The organism is Deinococcus ficus (assembly GCF_003444775.1).
Classification (GTDB): Bacteria; Deinococcota; Deinococci; order Deinococcales; family Deinococcaceae; genus Deinococcus; species Deinococcus ficus.
This window is the reverse complement of record NZ_CP021081.1, coordinates 486,408-503,941: the sequence shown is the minus strand read 5'-3', so window position 1 is coordinate 503,941 and position 17,534 is coordinate 486,408. Positions and strand designations below refer to the sequence as shown.

At 69.6% G+C, this 17,534-nt stretch carries 13 protein-coding genes; 3 read left to right on the top strand and 10 right to left on the bottom strand.

Annotation, left to right across the window (positions count from 1 at the left end):
- From DFI_RS02465 to DFI_RS02455, 3 genes are all read right to left on the bottom strand, one after another.
- Nucleotides 1-3,213: an ExeM/NucH family extracellular endonuclease gene (locus tag DFI_RS02465; RefSeq protein WP_027463335.1), complete on the bottom strand. Its 3,213-nt coding sequence runs from the start codon at nt 3,211-3,213 to the stop codon at nt 1-3.
- A gap of 601 nt (nt 3,214-3,814) precedes the next feature.
- Nucleotides 3,815-4,534 (bottom strand): bifunctional demethylmenaquinone methyltransferase/2-methoxy-6-polyprenyl-1,4-benzoquinol methylase UbiE, encoded by a 720-nt coding sequence (ubiE, locus tag DFI_RS02460; RefSeq protein WP_027463334.1) that lies wholly within the window; start codon nt 4,532-4,534, stop codon nt 3,815-3,817.
- 46 nt (nt 4,535-4,580) lie between these two features.
- Nucleotides 4,581-5,765, bottom strand: a complete 1,185-nt coding sequence (locus DFI_RS02455; RefSeq protein WP_027463333.1) for a BioF/Kbl family PLP-dependent acyltransferase — start codon at nt 5,763-5,765, stop codon at nt 4,581-4,583.
- A gap of 159 nt (nt 5,766-5,924) precedes the next feature.
- Here DFI_RS02455 and DFI_RS02450 point away from each other — a divergent pair, with 159 nt between their 5' ends.
- On the top strand, nt 5,925-6,767 hold the full coding sequence (locus DFI_RS02450) for a hypothetical protein (RefSeq protein WP_027463332.1): 843 nt from the start codon (nt 5,925-5,927) through the stop codon (nt 6,765-6,767).
- Nucleotides 6,768-7,139: 372 nt separating this feature from the next.
- Entirely contained in the window at nt 7,140-7,769 is a 630-nt protein-coding gene (locus tag DFI_RS02445; RefSeq protein WP_027463331.1) for a helix-turn-helix transcriptional regulator, read from the top strand.
- A 60-nt stretch (nt 7,770-7,829) separates the two neighbouring features.
- Here DFI_RS02445 and lpdA read toward each other — a convergent pair whose 3' ends face one another.
- The 4 genes from lpdA to DFI_RS02425 form a co-directional block, all read right to left on the bottom strand.
- Nucleotides 7,830-9,233, bottom strand: a complete 1,404-nt coding sequence (lpdA, locus tag DFI_RS02440) for a dihydrolipoyl dehydrogenase (protein WP_022800270.1) — start codon at nt 9,231-9,233, stop codon at nt 7,830-7,832.
- 94 nt (nt 9,234-9,327) lie between these two features.
- Entirely contained in the window at nt 9,328-10,473 is a 1,146-nt protein-coding gene (hemW, locus tag DFI_RS02435) for a radical SAM family heme chaperone HemW (protein WP_027463330.1), read from the bottom strand.
- A 46-nt stretch (nt 10,474-10,519) separates the two neighbouring features.
- On the bottom strand, nt 10,520-11,011 hold the full coding sequence (locus tag DFI_RS02430) for a hypothetical protein (RefSeq protein WP_027463329.1): 492 nt from the start codon (nt 11,009-11,011) through the stop codon (nt 10,520-10,522).
- Between the two features lie 282 nt (nt 11,012-11,293).
- The gene (locus DFI_RS02425) at nt 11,294-12,292 is read right to left on the bottom strand and encodes an MBL fold metallo-hydrolase (protein ID WP_027463328.1); all 999 of its coding nucleotides are present in this window, start codon (nt 12,290-12,292) and stop codon (nt 11,294-11,296) included.
- A 55-nt stretch (nt 12,293-12,347) separates the two neighbouring features.
- Here DFI_RS02425 and DFI_RS02420 point away from each other — a divergent pair, with 55 nt between their 5' ends.
- Nucleotides 12,348-13,130, top strand: coding sequence for a hypothetical protein (locus DFI_RS02420; RefSeq protein ID WP_027463327.1), 783 nt, complete (start codon nt 12,348-12,350; stop codon nt 13,128-13,130).
- A gap of 38 nt (nt 13,131-13,168) precedes the next feature.
- On the opposite strand, the gene DFI_RS02415 is transcribed toward DFI_RS02420, so the two are convergent.
- The 3 genes from DFI_RS02415 to DFI_RS02405 all read right to left on the bottom strand — a co-directional run bounded on the left by DFI_RS02415 (nt 13,169) and on the right by DFI_RS02405 (nt 17,504).
- Complete coding sequence (locus DFI_RS02415; protein ID WP_027463326.1) at nt 13,169-13,594, bottom strand: hypothetical protein; 426 nt, start codon at nt 13,592-13,594, stop codon at nt 13,169-13,171.
- A 145-nt stretch (nt 13,595-13,739) separates the two neighbouring features.
- The gene (locus DFI_RS02410) at nt 13,740-14,981 is read right to left on the bottom strand and encodes a class I SAM-dependent RNA methyltransferase (protein ID WP_027463325.1); all 1,242 of its coding nucleotides are present in this window, start codon (nt 14,979-14,981) and stop codon (nt 13,740-13,742) included.
- Nucleotides 14,982-15,041: 60 nt separating this feature from the next.
- Nucleotides 15,042-17,504 (bottom strand): EAL domain-containing protein, encoded by a 2,463-nt coding sequence (locus DFI_RS02405; protein WP_051307924.1) that lies wholly within the window; start codon nt 17,502-17,504, stop codon nt 15,042-15,044.
- Nucleotides 17,505-17,534 lie beyond the last annotated feature (30 nt).

Genomic DNA, 17,534 nt, shown 5'->3' with positions numbered 1-17,534 from the left:
TCAGGGGGTCGCGCAGACGTTGACGGGCGTGCTCTTGTTACGCGGCGCCGTGGCCTGAATGGTCAGGTCACTTGCATTGCTGTTGGTGTCCTGGCAGCCGTTCCGCAGGCGGAACAGTGCCTGGGCAACGGTAGGGGCAGTGCTGTACGTTCCTTCGTACGGGGAGGTCACCGATCCCCAGGCGACGGCATCTACGATGCTGGCATCGGTGGAGGTTACGGCAGCTGTGCCCTGAACAAGCGCGATCTTACCTGCGCTTCCGCCCATGCTCAGGTTGGTGGTCGTGAGGTCCGCACCGGTCAGGTCTGCCCCCCCCGTGCCGGCCTGACCCGTCTTCACGAGCAGGTATTGTCCGGCGGTCAGGGTCCCACTTAGGTTAAAGGTATTGCTGGTGGTGGTCCCCGCAGCGGAGTAGTACTGGAGGCTGTAGCCGGTCAGATTGATGCTCTGGCCGGTGGGGTTGAACACCTCCACGTAATCGTTCTTGTAAGAAGCTGTGGCGCTGCCACCGCCGCCGCCCGGGTAGACCTGGCTGATCACGAGATGGTTCACAGGCCCAGTGGTGGGCGCGGCGGTAACGGTCACGCTGATGGTGGTGCTGGCGCTCAGACCGTTGTCGCCGGTTGTGGTGACGGTCACCGGGTAACTGCCGGATGTCGTGCCAACAGGGGCCTTAACAGTCACCGTAAAGGTGCCGATCGGGGCCACAGTGGCGGAGGAGGTGGTAACGCTCAGGCCCGCCGCGTTGCTGGTGGTGATGGCGAGGTCAGCCCCGTTGTAGTTCTGGGTGTTGGCCGTGACGGTGCTGCTAGCGCTGCTGGTTCCGTCCGCCGTGACGCTCAGGGTAGTCGGGTTGGCGCTGAGACTAGTGGTCGGAGCAGGGGGAGGGGTGACAATCGTGTCAGCGTTCAGGTTTAGGCCCACCAGAACAGGGTCGTGGTCGCTGGCGCGGAAGGGGGTCATGGGGTCGAAGAGATCCACGGCACCGTCATCGGTGTTGTAGTCGGCGGCAATGGGTTCGTCGCTATTGACGTGCCACTCGGTGATGCCGGTGACCTGCGCGCTCAGATTGCTGCTGGCCAGGGCGTGGTCGAGATATCCGAACGTGCCGTTGAACTGGTAGCTGTAACGGTCCTCGGCGGGGATACGGAGGTTGAGGCTTTCAAAGCCGCCATTCTGAATCGTCTTGATGGGATCCTCAGCACCGTATGCATTGAAGTCGCCCATCAGAATGACGTCTTGGTCGCCGGTGCTGGTTTTCAGCGTGTTGACGAAGTTCAAGAGCTGCGTGGCCTGCTGTACGCGCAGGGCGTTCCAGCACCCCTGACCGTCGCCCTGGTCGGCGTTGGCGCCAGTCGCGCCACTGCACCCCTTGCTCTTCAGGTGATTGGCCACCACCGTAAATACGCCTTTGGTGGTGTTGTCCTGGAAGGTCTGGGCGACGGGCGGGCGGGAGTGGATGCTGTCCGTGTCGAGCTGGTACGTGCCGACGGGGGTAACTTTGCCGGGTTTGTAGATGATGGCGACCTTGATCTCGTCGGTACCGACCGTGCTGGTCTGGATCGCGGCGTAGGTGCCGGCGCCGGCCTTCTCGTTCAGAGCGGCCACGAGGTCGTTAAGCGCAGTGTCACCGTTGTTCTGCACTTCCATGAGGGTGAGGACGTCGGCGTTCAGGGCCACCAGGTTGGAGGCGGTCTTCGCACGCTGGCGGGCGAATTCCGTGGCGTTGTTCGCGCCGCGGCTGCCGAAGGTGGTGAAGTAGTTCAGGACGTTCGCGCCGCCGACTTTCAGGGTGCCGCCCACATCTTTGGGCGTGAGGTTGCCGGCGCGGGTGTTCACGCTCTGGAAGTTGACCGTGCCCTCGGGTTCCAGCATGGGCAGGTTGGCGATGGTGTGCCAGATGCCGTTCAGGCCCGTGATGGTATCGCCGGTGCGGCGGGTGTTCTCGCTGCTCAGGTAGGCCAGGGGGTTGGGGTAGGAGTTGCTCACGCCGTCGTCGAGCAGGATCTGGGCCTGTGCGGTGCTGGCGGCATTGCCGTTCGTGGGGTTGAACATGCGTCCGGCGTTGGAAAGGCCCAGTTCACCGTATTGACCGTAGGGGTAGTTGTTCGTGATGGTCAGGGTTTCCGGGAACGTGAGACGCATACCTTCGTAGCGTTCCAGTTGCGTATCCACGACAGGCAGGGTCACAGTGATCGCGTCCGGCAGGGCGAGGCCAGCCATCAGGCGGGTGATGGTGGGGGAAGCCATTTGGGTGCCCTTGTTGTATTCCGCGATGGTGCCCGTCACGCGGACCCGTTCCCCAGACTGAAGGTCCGTGGGGCAGGCGGTGTTGCAGTACACGAAGACGCCGTTGCTGGTCGTGAGGTCGGCGTCGGCGTCCATGCCTTCTTCCTGAACGAAGAAACCGCTGAGTTTGGGGTAGTAGGCCGTAATGACCCCTTCCACCGTCTGGGTACCGGTCAGGGCAGCCGGGGCGTCCCCACTGGGAGTGGCGCCCTGCACCGTGCCGATGTTGGTCAGGGTGCTGGTCTGGGGCACGTTGTCGGCGACGGTGAAGACCATGTTGAAGGAGAAGGGGTTCTGTTGTGCGTCGGTGCCGGGGATGCGGATGGCGACGGTGACGCGGCCGGTGGCGCCGTTGGTGAGGGCGGGCATGACCCAGCCGCTGCGGGCGGTGCCGGCGAGTTGCGTGGTGCCGGTGTTGATGCCGGTGATGCTGCCGCTGTCCAGGCTGGCGACGAGGGGGGTGGTGTGGCCCTGCTGGTTGGTGCCCTGGGTGTAGGTGAGGCCGGCGGCCTTGCTGGAGGCGTCGGCGCCGCCGAAGGTTTTCAGTTCACGGAACGCGGTGTAGCCGACGGTGCCGCCCGTGCCGGCGGTGTCGATGGGCACGAGGGTGGGGGCGGTGATGTCGGTGCCGCTGTTGTTGGTGACGTCGAAGGTGGCGTAGGCGACGGTGGAGTTGCTCTGGCTGTCAACGGTGTAGCCGTACTGCACGCTCTGGAAGCTCAGGCCGCCGACCTCGTTGGCCTGGGCGCGGACGCTGGCTTGCTTGGCGGTTTTGCCGTCGCCGCTGAGGCTGAGTTCGTATACGCCGAGGGCCGCTTTGGTGCTGGCGCCGGTCTGGGGTTGTGTGGGGGGGGTGGGGCTGGTGGTGCAGGCGCTGAGGGTGAGCAGGCCGGCGAGGAGCAGGGTGTTGGTGCGCAGGGTCACTGGGGGCCTCCGGCGGGGGGCACGATAGGCACGGAGTAGGCCAGGGTGAGCTGGGCCCAGGGGCCCAGGTTGGTGACCTGGGGGGCGCGGTACGGAGGGCGGTCTGCACGGGGCGGCTGAGGGGCCTGTCGGCCCTGCTGGCTAGACATGAGGTTCTCCTTGAACACACTCTAAATTGAAAAAACCTCATGGAGTTTAGACTTCTCACGTCAGCGAAGTGTGAGCCACATTGGAAATGACACCCCCATCAGACCAGCCAGTGGGGGCATGGACGGGATCGTCTCAGGGTCCAGCGGGCCCATCAGAAGGGGATTATCAGTACTGTTTTCCCTTACCGACATGAGAAAGGAGACCCGCAAAGGTCTCCTGTGTGGTCCGGCGCTGCGGGTCTTGCCGCATTCTGCCAGTCGCACGCCCGTTTTTTATCCTGGAGGTGGGCGTCTCCCTCAAGTGCAGCGGTACTTCGTGAGATTCGCACTGCCTTCCCCGGTCACCCGGGAGGGGCCCGCTGCGCAACCGCATGCTGGGCCTGCATGGTCAAGCAACTGACCAGAAGGAGAAGTGTACAGGACTTCTCCTTCCATGTCAAGCGCGGGGAGGCTCAGGTCTTGTCGCCGACGTGGATGGCTGCGATTCCGAAGGTCAGCAGGCGGTAGCGGGTCCGGAACCCCGTGGCGCGCATCAGCCCGGCCAGGCGTTCCGGGTCGGGGAAGGCCAGCACGCTTTCCGGCAGGTACGTGTACGCCCCGCCGTTCCCGCTGACCAGCGCCCCGATCCGCGGAAGCACCTGACGGAAGTAGAAGCGGAACAGCAGCCCGAACAGGCCCGGGGCGGGCGGCGGGAACTCCAGGATCACGGCCCGCCCTCCCGGCGCCAGCACCCGCCACATCTCCGCGAGGCCGCGGGCGTAATCCGCGAAGTTCCGGAACCCGAACGAGCAGGTCACCACGTCGAAACTGCCGTCCGGGTAGGGCAGGCTCAGGGCGTCCCCCTGCTCCAGCTGGACGTCCAGGTGGCGGGCGGCGGCCTTCCCGCGGGCGATCTCCAGCATTTCCGGCACGAAGTCGCTGCCGACCACCTGCGCGTGCGGGGCGCGGGTCTTGAGTTCCAGCGCGAAGTCGCCGGTGCCGGTCGCCACGTCCAGGATCCGGGCGGGGCTTTTCGCCAGGGCCTCGGTCACGGCCGCGCGGCGCCAGGAGCGGTCCACGCCCAGGCTCAGCACGCGGTTGAGGAGGTCGTAGCGGGGCGCGATGCTGGCAAACATCGCCTGCACCTGCGCCCCCTTGTCTTGTCTGTCGCCCACGGGCGGCCGGTTGGTCATGCCCAGGATGATAGGGCGCGCGCCCCGCCTGCCCGTGTGGGGCCCTTCAGATGATGCCCAGCGCCCGGCCGACCTTCTCATACGCGCCCAGGGCCTGCTCCAGGTCCGCGCGGGTGTGCTCGGCGGTCACGATGTTCCGGATGCGGGCCTTGCCGCGCGGCACGGTCGGGAAGCCCAGACCCACCGCGAAGATGCCCTCGTCGAACAGGCGGCGGCTGGCCTCGAACGCCGCGGGCGCCTCGCCGAACACCACGGGCGTGATGGGCGTCACGCTGCCCATGGTGTCGAAGCCCAGGCGGTGCAGTTCCGCCTTGAAGAAGCGGGTGTTGTCCCACAGGCGCTCCATCAGGTTGGGATCGGCCTGCACCTCGTCCAGCGCGGCGGCCAGCGCGCCCACCGTGGCAGGGGCCATGGCGGTCGAGAACAGGTACGGGCGCGCGCGGTTGATCAGCAGCTGCCGCAGGTCCCCGTGCCCGGCTGCGTAGCCCCCCACGCCGCCCCAGGCCTTGCTCAGCGTGCCGACCTGGATCACGTCGTCGGCGTACTCGAACCCGAAGTGATGCACCGTGCCGCTGCCCTGCGGGCCCATCACGCCCGAGCCGTGCGCGTCGTCCACGTACGTGACCGCGCCGAACTTCCGCGCGACCGCCACAAGTTCATCCAGCGGGGCGACGTCGCCGTCCATGCTGAACACCCCGTCCGTGACGACCATCACCAGACCGTCGGTGGGGTTCTCGCGCAGCACGCGTTCCAGGTCGGCCGGGTCGGCATGCCGGAACACCTTGCGGGTCGCTTTCGTCAGCCGCAGCCCGTCGATGATGCTGGCGTGGTTCAGCTCGTCACTGACGACCAGGTCGCCTTCCTGCAGCAGTGCGCCCAGCACGCCCTGGTTGGTGGTGAAGCCGCTGTGCAGGACCAGCGCGCTGCCGGTGTGCTTGAACGCCGCGATCTGCCGCTCGAAGTCCTCGTGAATCTGCATGGTGCCGGCGATGGTGCGCACGGCGCCCGCCCCGGCGCCCCACTTTTCCAGGTACTCCTGCGCGCGGGCCTTGAGTTTCGGGTGGTCGGCGAAGCCCAGGTAGTTGTTGCTGGCGAGGTTCACGACCGCGCGGCCGTCCACGCGGGTGCGGGCGCGCTGCGGGGCCTCCAGCACGCGCGGGGAGATGAGCAGGCCCGCGTCACGCAGGCCCGCGAGTTCGGTGGAGAGCCGGTCCGAGAGGGAAGTCGCCATGCCCGCAGTGTACGGGGCGCCCCGCGCAGAGCACAGGAACCTGGCCCGACCGCGGGGCCCGTGTCCACCCCTGGCCGGACGCCCCTCCCCTAACGGCTGCCCCACGCCGGGACCGCAGATGCGTCCCCCGCTCCGCATCCCTGGCGGCATACTCGGCGCATGTCCTCCGCCCTGAAGGTCGGCCTGCCCGGCGCCGCCCTGCTCGCCTGCTGCGCCCTGCTCCTGGCCTTCCTGGGCCAGTTGCAGCCGCTGCTCAGCACCCCCGTCAACCCGGAGACGCCCAACCTCTCCCCCGGCGAGATCCGGACCCACCTGCTGATGCTGCGCGGGCTGGCCGGCTTCACCGCGGCCGGCGCCCTTTTCGCGCTCACAGCCGCCGCGTGGACCGCGCGCCCCTCGGCACCTGTCCGCGCTGCCCTGGCCGGGGCGGGGTGGCTGCTGCGCCTGACGACCCTGATCGTGGCGCTGGTGCTTGTGGTGCCGCAGTGGCAGGCCGTGACCACCCCCGGGTACTTCGATGGCCGGGCCCGGGCCATCCTGGGGCTGCTGCTCACGGCCGTGCTGGGCCTGCCGGCCCTGCTCCTGGTGTGGACGGCCGTGGGCCGCTTCACGCGCTGGACGGCCGAGGCCCTGACCTGGACCGCCGGGTCCGGGAGTGGGCGGCTGCAGCGGCTCTTCCGCCAGCTGAACAGCAGCTGGCACCTGCTCACCGCGCTGCTGCTCATGGCCGGGCTGCTGCTGGTCCCGATGGTGCTGATCGACGCCCCGCACCCCAAGGCCGAAACGGTGTCCACCGCGCTGGACCGCACCGTGATCGCGCAGCAGAAACCGCTGCTGATCATGGTCACGTTGTCCCTGGTCGCTTCCGGCCTGAGCGCCTGGTTCCTGCGCCGCGCCGCTGCGGACCGGACCGCGCAGCTGGATCGTCAGCACAGCCGCATGGACCGCGTGCTGCGCCGCCCCACTCCCGAGCCGGCGGCCGGCACCGCGGAGGTGCCCTGACCCACACGAACACACCCCTGGCTTTCGCCAGGGGCATGCCGCGCTGAGGCGGAGAGAACGGGTGAGAGCGGGAGCAAGGCGGAAGAAGACGATGTCTCAGCGGTTCCCAGTGCGGTCCGGTCCGGGTGGAGCCGGAACGCTCAGGGGCGTGGGGTCAGGGGGTCACGGCGCAGTTCAGGATGTGGCAGATCCAGCCGGGGTAACCGGATGCCGCCGAGCTGTCTGTGGCGTCCACCGTGGAGACGCACAGGCAGAGGAGCAGTACGGAGCGCAGTAGGGTGCGGCGGTTCATCATCGGTCCTCCGTGGGGTGCTGGACTGCTGCGCATACGTTAGCGCCCGTCCGAAAAAAAAACGCCTGTAGAGTTTGAGAATGGCAGGTGCCACACTACTGGATTCGGAAGCCGGCCGGGTCCTGCTGGATTTCTCCCGCGCGCGGCTGCTCGCGCCGTTCATGGCCCGGCCCATGACCATCCCGGAAGCCGCGAGGTACGCCCGCAGCAGCCCCAGCGCGCTGGCGTACTGGGTGCGGCGTTTCGTGGACCTGGGGTTGCTGCGGCAGGTCGGGGAGCGCAAACCCCACACGTACCAGGCGGTCAGTGCGGAATTCATGGTGGACCTCAGCCGCACCGCGCCGCTGGACGCCGTGATCGCGCAGATGAACCAGCCGGGCACCGACCGCCTCAGCCACTCCATCACGCAGCAGTACCAGCGCATCTCCGAGGACTGGATGATCCGCATCTATGTGGACGGCAACAACCTGCTGCGCCAGGAACTGGTGCCCTCGCCGTTCCCCACCCAGGCCGCGCTGCCGGAGGAGATCCGGCAGCAGTTGCCGCTGGACACCTTCGGGCTGATCCGCCTGAACCGCCGGCAGGCCAAGCGGCTCGCGGACGCCCTGATGGCGGTGGTGCTGGAGGCGTTCCAGGAGCAGTCGGAGGACCCGAACGACGACAACTACTTCCTGCACATCGCCCTGACCCGCGACACGCCGCCCGAGTAAGGCCGCGGCAATGCAGAGCCCGCCTGCCCCGATGGGACAGGCGGACCCGGCCTGCGGTACTCAGCGGTTGACGATGTGGATGGCCTGCTTGTGCACGGCCTCGGCGGCTTCCAGGACGCTCTCGCCCAGGGTGGGGTGGGCGTGGATGGTCAGGGCGATGTCGGTGGCGGTGGCGGCCATCTCCAGGGCGAGGCCGGCCTCGCCGAGCATGTCGCTGGCATGCGGCCCGACGATGTGCACGCCGAGAAGCAGGTCGGTGTCCTTCTCGACAATCATCTTCACGAAACCGTCGGTGCTCTGGAGGGTCATGGCGCGGCCGGAGGCAGCGAAGGGGAAGTTGCCGGTCTTGACCTCGTAGCCTTTTTCCTTCGCTTCGGCTTCGGTGAGGCCCACCCAGGCCAGTTCGGGGCTGGTGTACACCACGCCGGGGATCGCGACGGCGTCCTGTTCGGCGGGTTTGCCGGCGATGACCTCGGCGGCCACCAGGCCCTCTTTCATGGCCTTGTGGGCCAGCATGGGGTTGGAGGCGACGTCGCCGATGGCGTAGATGTGGGGGACGTTCGTGCGCTGCTTGCGGTCGGCGGGGATGAAGCCGCGGTCGGTGACGGTCACGCCGGCCTTCTCGGGGTTCAGGCCGTCGGTGCGGGGGCGCCGGCCGATGGCGACGAGCACGCGGTCGTAGACCTCCACCGTCTTGGCGCCGGTCTTGACGTCCTCCAGTTCGACGTGCACGCCGTCGGCCTTCTTCTCGGCCCTGTTCGCCTTGGTCTGGGTGGCGACCTTGATGCCCTGCTTTTCCATGCTCTTGCGGAACGCGGCGACAGCGTCGGTGTCCGCGCCGGGGATGACGGTGGGAAGGAACTCGATGACCTTCACGTCGCTGCCGAGGTTGTTGTAGATGTGCGCGAACTCGAAGCCGATCACGCCGCCGCCGATGCACAGCATGCGGCCGGGGATGGGGTCGGGAACGTTCAGGGCGCCGGTGCTGTCCACGATCACCTGCTGGTCCACGGTGATGCCGGGCAGGGTGGCGGGCTCACTGCCGGTGGCGATGATGATGTTCGCGGCGGTGTGAGTCTGGTCACCGACCTTGACGGTGTGGTCGTCCACGAAGGACGCCTGCCCGGTCAGCAGGGTGACCTTGTTCGCCTTGAACAGGCCGGAGACGCCGCCGGTGAGTTTCTTGACGATGCCTTCTTTCCAGCCGTTGAGCTTGCCGATGTTCAGGCTGGTCCCGCTGAAGGTCAGGCCGAAGTCGGCGGCCTGTTTGCTTTCGTGAACCATCTCGCCGGCGTGCAGCAGGGCCTTGGTGGGGATGCAGCCCCAGTTGAGACACACGCCGCCCACCGCCTCGCGTTCCACGCAGGCGGTCTTGAGCCCCAGCTGCGCGGCGCGGATGGCGGCGTGGTACCCGCCGGGGCCGGCACCGATGACGAGCACGTCAAAGTCATAGGACTTGGTCATGGGGGCAGTCTACCGGGTCCGCCACTGACCTGACCGGATAGATGGACGCGCAGGACTGACAACCGGGAATGGTGAATTCGGCCGCGCGGGGCGCTCAGCCGTCCTCGTCCAGAAATTCCGCGACAACGCGGTTGAGGACCCACCAGCCGTCCGGCGTGGCCCGCAGCTGAGCGCCGTGCAGGGTCAGCAGGCCGCGCCGGACGTTCCGTTCGATCACGGCGGCGTACCGCGCGGCGACGTCCACGCCGCTGCGCGCCGCCAGGGCCCGCAGGTCCAGGCCCTCCCGCAGGCGCAGACCCATGAACAGGGCGTCCGTGACGTACTCCACCGCGTCCACCGGCAGCGTCTCCCCGGCCGCGCCGGTCAGCCAGTCGTGCAGGTGCGGGTTGGTGCGGCGCGTGGTGAGCAGCCCGCGGCCTGCCGGCGCCGGGTAATGCCCCGCCGCGCCGGGCCCCAGGCCCAGGTACGTGCGGCCGTGCCAGTACGCGAGGTTGTGACGCGACTCCTGCCCGGGCAGGGCGTAATTGCTGACCTCGTAACGCGTGAAGCCCCGCGCCGAGAGCAGTTCCTCGGTCCGCTCGAAGCCGGCGCGCTCGTCGTCCTCCTGGACGGTCACGCCGCGCCGCGCGAACTCAGTGCCGGGCTCGATGGTGAGCGTGTAGGCGCTCACGTGCCCCACGCCCAGGTCCACCAGGCCGTGAATGTCGGCCTCCAGCGGCTGACCGGGCACGGCCGTGATCAGGTCGCCGCTCACGCGGAAGTCCGCGGCCGTGAGGGTCTGCACGGCCCGGCGGGCCTGCTGCGCGTCGTGCGTGCGGCCCAGGAACTTCAGGGTGGGATCGTGCAGGCTCTGCACGCCCACGCTCGCCCGGGTGAAGCCCAGGTCCCGCCACAGCGCCGCGCGGTCCGCGCTGACCGTACCCGGATTGATTTCCAGGGTGTTCTCCACGCCGCCCCAGCCGAGGTGCCGCTGCACGCTGCGCGCAAGCTGCGTGATCTCGGCGTCCCGCAGGAAGCTGGGCGTGCCGCCCCCCACGTACACGGTGTCCAGCTGCACGTCGTACTGCCCGGCCAGTTCGGCCGCCTCCTGCTCCAGCCGCGCCAGGTACGCCTCGACCATCCCGGCGCGGCGGGTCAGAACGTGAAAATCACAGTACGGGCAGATGCTCGGGCAGAAGGGCACGTGCACGTACAGGTGCCGCACCACCTGGTCCGGAAGAGGGGCAGCGGGGGCCGTCACGCGGCGGAGTGTACCCCGCCCCGCCCGGCCCGAATGGTCACGGCACTCAGCGGCCGTGGGGCGTGGCGTCCATCCAGGCTTCCAGCACCTCCCGCACCGTGCCGGGCGTGGCGAGCCGCACCGGCAGGTCCAGCGAGGCCACCGCGCTCGCGGCCGGGCACTCGCCCTGCGCCGAGCCACTCTGGGGCCCGGCGGCGGTCCAGGCGGGGAACGCGCCGCCCTCCTGGTACGCGGCGTTCTCCGCGTGTTCCACCGTGCGGGCCTCCACCGTGACGGCCGGGCCGGCCTGGAAGGCCTCGGGCGCCACGATCAGCACGCCGCGGGGCTGCATCTCCCGCGCGGTGGCCAGCAGCGGCGTGAGGCCCTCGTGGACGAGCAGCTCCACGGTGCCCTTGCCGTCCACGCCCTCCAGCTGGGCGGGCACGGCGGCCGCGAGATCGGGCGGCGCGGCCACCAGCCAGGTGTGGCCTCCGGCGCGGCCCTCGAAGCTGGCGCAGGCGCTGCCGTACATGTCCGTCCAGGTGCGGGTGTGGTTCATGCCCGAATCGTACCCGCCGCGCGGGCGGTCAGGTGGCCTGCGCGCACACCCCGGCCGGCGCGCTGTTCCGGCTGGCCGACCGCGGGCCTACCGGCGCCGGGTCCGCCTGACCATCACGCGCCCGGTGCGTCCCCCGTTGCTGCGGCACCCGTACTTCACGCGCCACTCGCTCTTGGCCTGCCGGAGACACCGATAGGGTTGGATTCGCATTGCGCCCAGTCTGCACCCGCCCCGGTCCGCTGCCTGTCAGTCGGGGTTCAGGCCGCATTCATGCTCGGCCCCTCAGGACCCGCGGAACCAGCCGTCCGGGAACCGCGCCGCAGGAAAGACCTCCTGAGCCGCCCGCAACATGGCCTGCCACGCCGGAGGGTCGTAGCGGCGGGAGACGTGCAGCAGCACGAGGGCCTGCACGCCCGCCGCGCGCGCCAGGGCCGCGCCCTGCACGGCCGTCGTGTGGTGGTGCCGGGCGGCCAGGGCCGCGTCCGCAGGCGCGTACTGCGCCTCCACGTACAGCGTCTGCACGCCCCTCAGGAGGGGCGCGAGCCGCTGCACTTCCCCTTCGTCCAGCAGGAAGTCCGTGAAGTAAGCGGCACTCTCCCCGGCTTCGCTCTGCAACAGCCGGGCGCGCAGCTCTGCGGCGTCATGAAGCACGCCGTTCACGTCCAGCTGCCCGGTCACGCCGGCCTTCAGCTGCGCCAGCCACCGCCCCCCCGGCACCCCGAGGGCCGCCAGCGCAGCCGCGTTCACGTTCACCCGCTCCGGCTCGCGCAGGATGAAACCCAGACTCACGCCCTGGTGCCGCAGCGACACGGCCTGCACGCTCACCTGCGGCGTGGACAGAATCACCCCGTCGTGCGGCCGCCGCCCGGCCTCGTGCTGGACCTCGAAAGCCTCGTGCGCCTCGAACCGGAAGGACTGCACCGCCCCCTCCCCCACCTCGTGCACGAACCACGTGCCCCGCAGGTCCGGCGCGTGATTCCACCAGAACCCCTGGAACCGGTGCGAGAGAATGCGCGCCGCACCCGGCGGGCCCCACAAATGATTCTCCCGCGCGGTCCGCTCGAAGTTCACGCGAAAAAACGCATCGAACCCCGCCACGTGATCCATGTGCAGGTGCGAGAACAGCAGGTGATCGATCTGCTGCACCTCACCGAACGGCAGGGCGTCCACGGTGCGCCCGCCGCAATCCAGCAGCAGCCGGGTCAGACCCTGCCCCCCATCGGCAGTCACGAACAGCGCGTTGTCCCCGCCGGGCTCACCCAGCACCTGCACCCTCAGCATGCCCCGAGCCTACCCGAGGGGAACGACCGCGTTCCTCACGTCGTACCCGGTGACAATGAGCCGCCGATTCCGCCTTCTCCTGCCCCTCTCGGCCCTCGCCCTGCTCAGCGCGGCCGGCGTCGCCACGCAACGCCTGCGGGCCCCGAACCCGATTGCGCTCGGATACGAGGCCCGCACGTTGCAGGGCTTTCAGCTGTTCGTCTCGCCGGAACTGCAGGACCACCCCGACCTGATGGAGCGCCTGGAGTGGCGCCTGGACGAACAGCTCGCCCTGGTGAGCCGCACGCTGCCCGCACCGCACGTGCGCCTGCTGCGGGAAGAAACGCCGATCTACCTGGAACTTGATCCGGACTGGGAACGGGACTCGGACGGCATGCGTGTTGGCAACGAATACCTCGCCTACTACCGGGGGCGCTTCCTGCCATGGAGGTCCCTTCAGTACACCTGGACAGTCCTGCGTGAAGGCGTGCCCCGCGATGTGGGCGCCATCACCGTTCCGCACCCCAGCACGCTGATCCAGAGCCACGCCGGGCACCCGACGCTCATGCTGCACGAGTTCGCCCACGCCTTCGAGGACCTGAAGTTCAACTTCGCCAGCCCTGCCATCCAGGCGGCCTATGACCGGGCCCACGCCGCCCGCCTGTACCGCGACGACCTGACCAGCGATCATTACGCCGACCGCAACCCGCGCGAATACTTCGCGACCCTCAGCGAGATCTATTTCGGCCTGACCAAGGACAAGGCGCCGCCCAACACCCCGGCTGCGTTGAAGGCCCTTGACCCTGATGGATACGCCGCCATTGCCGCGGCCTGGAGCGTGAACCCGAAAGCGCCCTGAACCGGGATCCAGGGCGCTTTGGATAATGGGTCAGGACTTCACTCTGCTTCGGGCCGCTGGCCGCCGCCGGCGTCCACCGGTTCATCGAGCGGCAGAGACTCAGCCGCCTCCTGCAAAGCCGCAGCGCGTTTCCCGTCGTCGCGGTACACGTACGCCTGCCCGTCCAGCCCCGTGATGCGGACCGTGTAGTCGCTCAGGCGCTCCGGATCGATGGAAATGCGGCTGTCCTGCACCGTGGCCGCCCGCTCCTGCACCGCGCCGAAAGGAGCGAGCAGCGGGGAGCTACACCCTTGGTCGTTCAGCGGGGAGAGGTCCTGACCGGAGCGGCCATCCGCCACGCGGTAACGCTCGATGGCCGCCACACACAGCTGCCGGTAACGGGTGGCCTGAATGCGCTGCGTCTGCGCCTGCCGGTCCTTCTTTACCTGTTCTGCCGACGTGCACCCGCTCAGCAGGCCGGTCACCGCCAGACCGCCCAGGAGGGCGCCGGTCCGCCAGCGCCGGGAGAGCTTTGTCCGGAAACGCGGGGAGAAAGAGGGGAAGACGTCGGCTCCAGGCGGGGGTCGCATACTTCCCGGTACGGCGTGACCTCCGCCCGCGTTCCTGGGCTCAGCGGTTCAGGACGCTGACGATCTCCACGTGGCTGGTCTGCGGGTAGAAGTCGTGCGGGGTGACCTCGCCGAGTTTCCAGCCGCGCCGCACGAGGTCGCCGACATCGCGGGCCCAGGTGGCGGGGTCGCAGGAGACGTACACGAGGCGGTCGGCGGTGCTGGCGTGAATCTGGTCTCGGGCTTCCTCGTCCAGCCCGGCGCGGGGGGGGTCGACGACGATCACGTCGGTGCCGAGTTCGCTGAAGTTCGCGGCGTCCCCGTGGCGGTAGGTGACGTTCGACTCGCCGGCTTTTTCCACGTCCTGCCGGCCGCGGGCCAGGGCTTCCTGCGCGGAGTCCAGCACGGTGACGCGGCGGAAGTTCCGCGCGAGGTGCCGGGCGATGGCGCCGGAGCCGCCGTACAGGTCCACGGCGTGGTCGCCTTTCCCGGCGAGGCGGGCGGCGTGCGTGTAGGCCAGCCCGGCCGCCTGGGGGTTGACCTGCGCGAAGCCGGTGGCCGAGACGCGCAGTTGCACGTCGCCGAACTGTTCGAGGATGTCGCGTTCCCCGGCGATCAGCTGCACGCCGGCGCTGAAGCGCCGCCCGGCCGGCTGGGCCAGGGACACGCCGACCACGCCGGCGTCCATCAGGTGGTCGCTGGCGCGCAGGTACGCGCGGGGTTCGCCGCTGCCGATGATCGCGGCGACGACCTCGCCGGTCAGGCGGCTGGCGCGGAAGGCGATCTCGGTGGCGGGGTCCAGCAGGGCGGGGTCCAGGCGGTCCACCACGGCCTGGATGGCCGGCATGACCAGCGGGTCCTGTCCGACGACCAGGGGGTCGTTCCCGCGGCGTTCACGGTACGCGAGGCCCTGGGGGGTGACGAGGTACTGCGCGGCGTTGCGGTAGTGCCACGCTTCCGGGCTGGGGACGGTGTCGTTCACGCCGTGCCGGACCTTGGCGATGCGGGTCAGGGCTTCTTCCACGAAGGCTTTCTTGAAGGCGAGCTGCGCTTCATAAGTGGCGTGCGCGAGGTCGGCGGTGGGGAGGGCCGTGCCGTGGGGCGGGTCCACCCGGTCGGGGCTGCGGCGCAGGATCTCGATGACCTCGCCCTGGCGCACGCCGCGGCCGGTGCGGACGCGGACGGTCACGCGCTCGCCGGGCAGGGCCCCGCGAACGAGGATCACGCCGGACTCGTCACGGGCCAGCCCCAGACCTCCGGCGACCAGTTTCTCGATTTCCAGCGTGAGTGGTGCGTCTGACATACGGCACAGCCTAGCCGATGCGGGCGCCGGAAAAGGAGACCGGGGCGCCCCCGGCTCCTTTCAGGGCAGCGGGCCGAGCAGGTCGCCGGCGGCCGTGGCGGGCACCGGGCGGCCCAGCAGGAAGCCCTGCACGTCATCGCAGCCGAGTTCGTGCAGCAGTTGCAGCTGTTCCTCGGTCTCCACGCCCTCGGCGGTGACGTGGATGTTCAGGCGGTGCGCGAGGTGCAGCATGACCTCCAGCACCGTGCGGGCGTTGCGGCTGCCGCCGCTCTGCTCGGGGTCGGCGGTGCTGGCGCTGCGGATGAACGCCCGGTCGATCTTCAGGTGGTCGAAGTGCAGGTCCTGCAGCACGCTCAGGCTGCTGTAGCCCTGCCCGAAGTCGTCCAGGGCGACCTGCACGTCCAGTTCCCGCAGGGCCTGGATGTGCTGGCGGGCCAGGCCCAGGTCGCGCAGCAGCATGCTTTCCGTGAGTTCCAGCACGAGCTGCGCGCCGGGCAGGCCGGTTTCCTGCAGGGCGGCGCGGACGTCCTGGACGAAGGTCGGCTGCTCGAACTGCAGCGCCGAGACGTTCACGGACATGCTCAGGGCCCGCGCGGGGAAGTTCCAGGTGACCGCCTGCTCGCACGCGCGGCGCAGCACCCAGGCGCCCAGCGGCAGGATCAGCCCGGACCGCTCGGCCAGGGGGATGAACTTGTCCGGACTGATCCGTCCCTGCACCGGGTGGTCCCAGCGCAGCAGCGCCTCGAAGCCTGCCAGGCCGCAGGCCGGCAGGCCGAAGCGGCCCTGGTAGTGCAGAGTGAACTCGTCGCGGGCCAGGGCGCCCTGCAGTTCGCGTTCCAGGTACAGGCGCTCGTCGCGCTCGCGCTGCATTTCCGGCGTGAAGTTCAGCACGTGCCGCCCGCTGCGTTTGGCGTGGTGCATGGCGAGGTCCGCCTGGCGCTGCAGGGTGGCGGCGGTGTGCGCGTCGCGGGGGGCCAGGGCGTATCCCAGGGACGCGCCCATCTCGATCAGGCGCCCGGCGGCGCGGTACGGTTCGCGCAGCGCGCCCAGCAGGCCCGCGGCGAGGTGCTCCACGCTCTCTTCGGTCATGGGGGACGGCAGGAACACCATGAACTCGTCCCCGCCCAGCCGGGAGCTCAGCGCGTTTGGGGGCGTGGCGGCCACCAGCCGCTCCGCGAAGGCGCGCAGCAGCAGGTCCCCGACCTGGTGGCCGTACAGGTCGTTGATGGCGCGGAAGCTGTCCAGGTCGATGAACAGCATGGCCGCCTGGGCGTGGGCAGGCATGGTCTGCAGGTGGGCATTCACCTGCGCGCGGAAGGCCTCGCGTTCCAGCAGACCGGTCAGCGAGTCGTGCGTGATGCGGGTGCGCAGCTCGTCCTGCAGGCGCTGCAGTTCGCGGTTGGCGCGCTGCAGTTCGTCGTTGCGGCCGTGCGCCAGCTGGATCTCCATCTCCAGGCGGTGCAGGCGCAGGTCGGCGTCCAGGGCGTGCTGGTGCGCGCGGCGCTGCTGTTCCTGCCGGGCCTGCTGCAGGGTGTGGTGCGACCTCAGGTGCGCCAGGGCCAGCACCGGGGCCCCGAGCTGCTCGTGCAGGCGGCTGAGTTCCTCGTGCGCGGCGAGCTGGTCCAGGGGTTCCTGCCGCGCCTCGGCGAGCTTCAGGGCGGTCTCAGCGGCGGTCAGGGCCTCGGCGTGCCGGTCGAGCTGCCGCAGGTTCGCGGCGCGCGCCAAGTGCAATTCCGACGCGATGCGGCCCGCCCCGGCCTCGTCCCCGGCGATGCAGGCCAGGCCGCGGTCGGTGCAGGCCAGCGCCTCCCGGGGGCGCTGCTGGGCGTGCAGGCTCAGGTGCAGGGCCAGCGCGGCGCGGGAGCGGAATTCGCGGGGGTCCTGGGTCAGCGCCGGGTCGCTCAGGCAGGCCTCGAGTTCGTCGTGCAGGGCCTGCACGGCCTCGTGCTCGCCGAGGCGGGCGGCGCTGATCATGCGGTTGGTCAGGCTGATGCAGCGGTAGCGCACCCGGCCCAGCTGACAGGCGAGGTCGTACGCTTCCTCGTGGCGGGCCAGGGCGTGGCGGTCGTCGCCGGTGTACTGCAGGAACCCGCCCAGGTTGTTCATGATCAGGAAGCGCAGTTCCAGGTCGCCGTGCTGGCGGGCGTACTCGTGCGCCTCCAGCACGTGGGCCATCGCCTCGTCCAGGCGGCCCTGGCGGCGTTCGACGGTGCTCAGGGCGTTCAGGGTGCGGGCCAGCCGGTACCCGCCTCGGGTGGGGGTGAGGTGCGCGCGGGCGTAGCGGTGGGCGTCCTCGTACAGGGCGTGCACGGCCACGTCCCCGGCCTGCTCGCCCAGGCAGCGGCTGTACAGGGACAGGATCTCCATCTCCAGGTGTTCTTCCCCGAGGTCGCGCGCTTCCTGCAACAGGGCCGCGAAGGGGTGCAGGTCGTGCGTGCCGCTCAGCCAGTCGGCACGGGCGGCCTGCGCCCGGTGCAGCAGGCAGGCCGGGGGGGTCGGGGTGGGGTCCTGGGCAGCGGTCATGGGTTCAGGGGGAGGCGGAGGGGAGGGGCG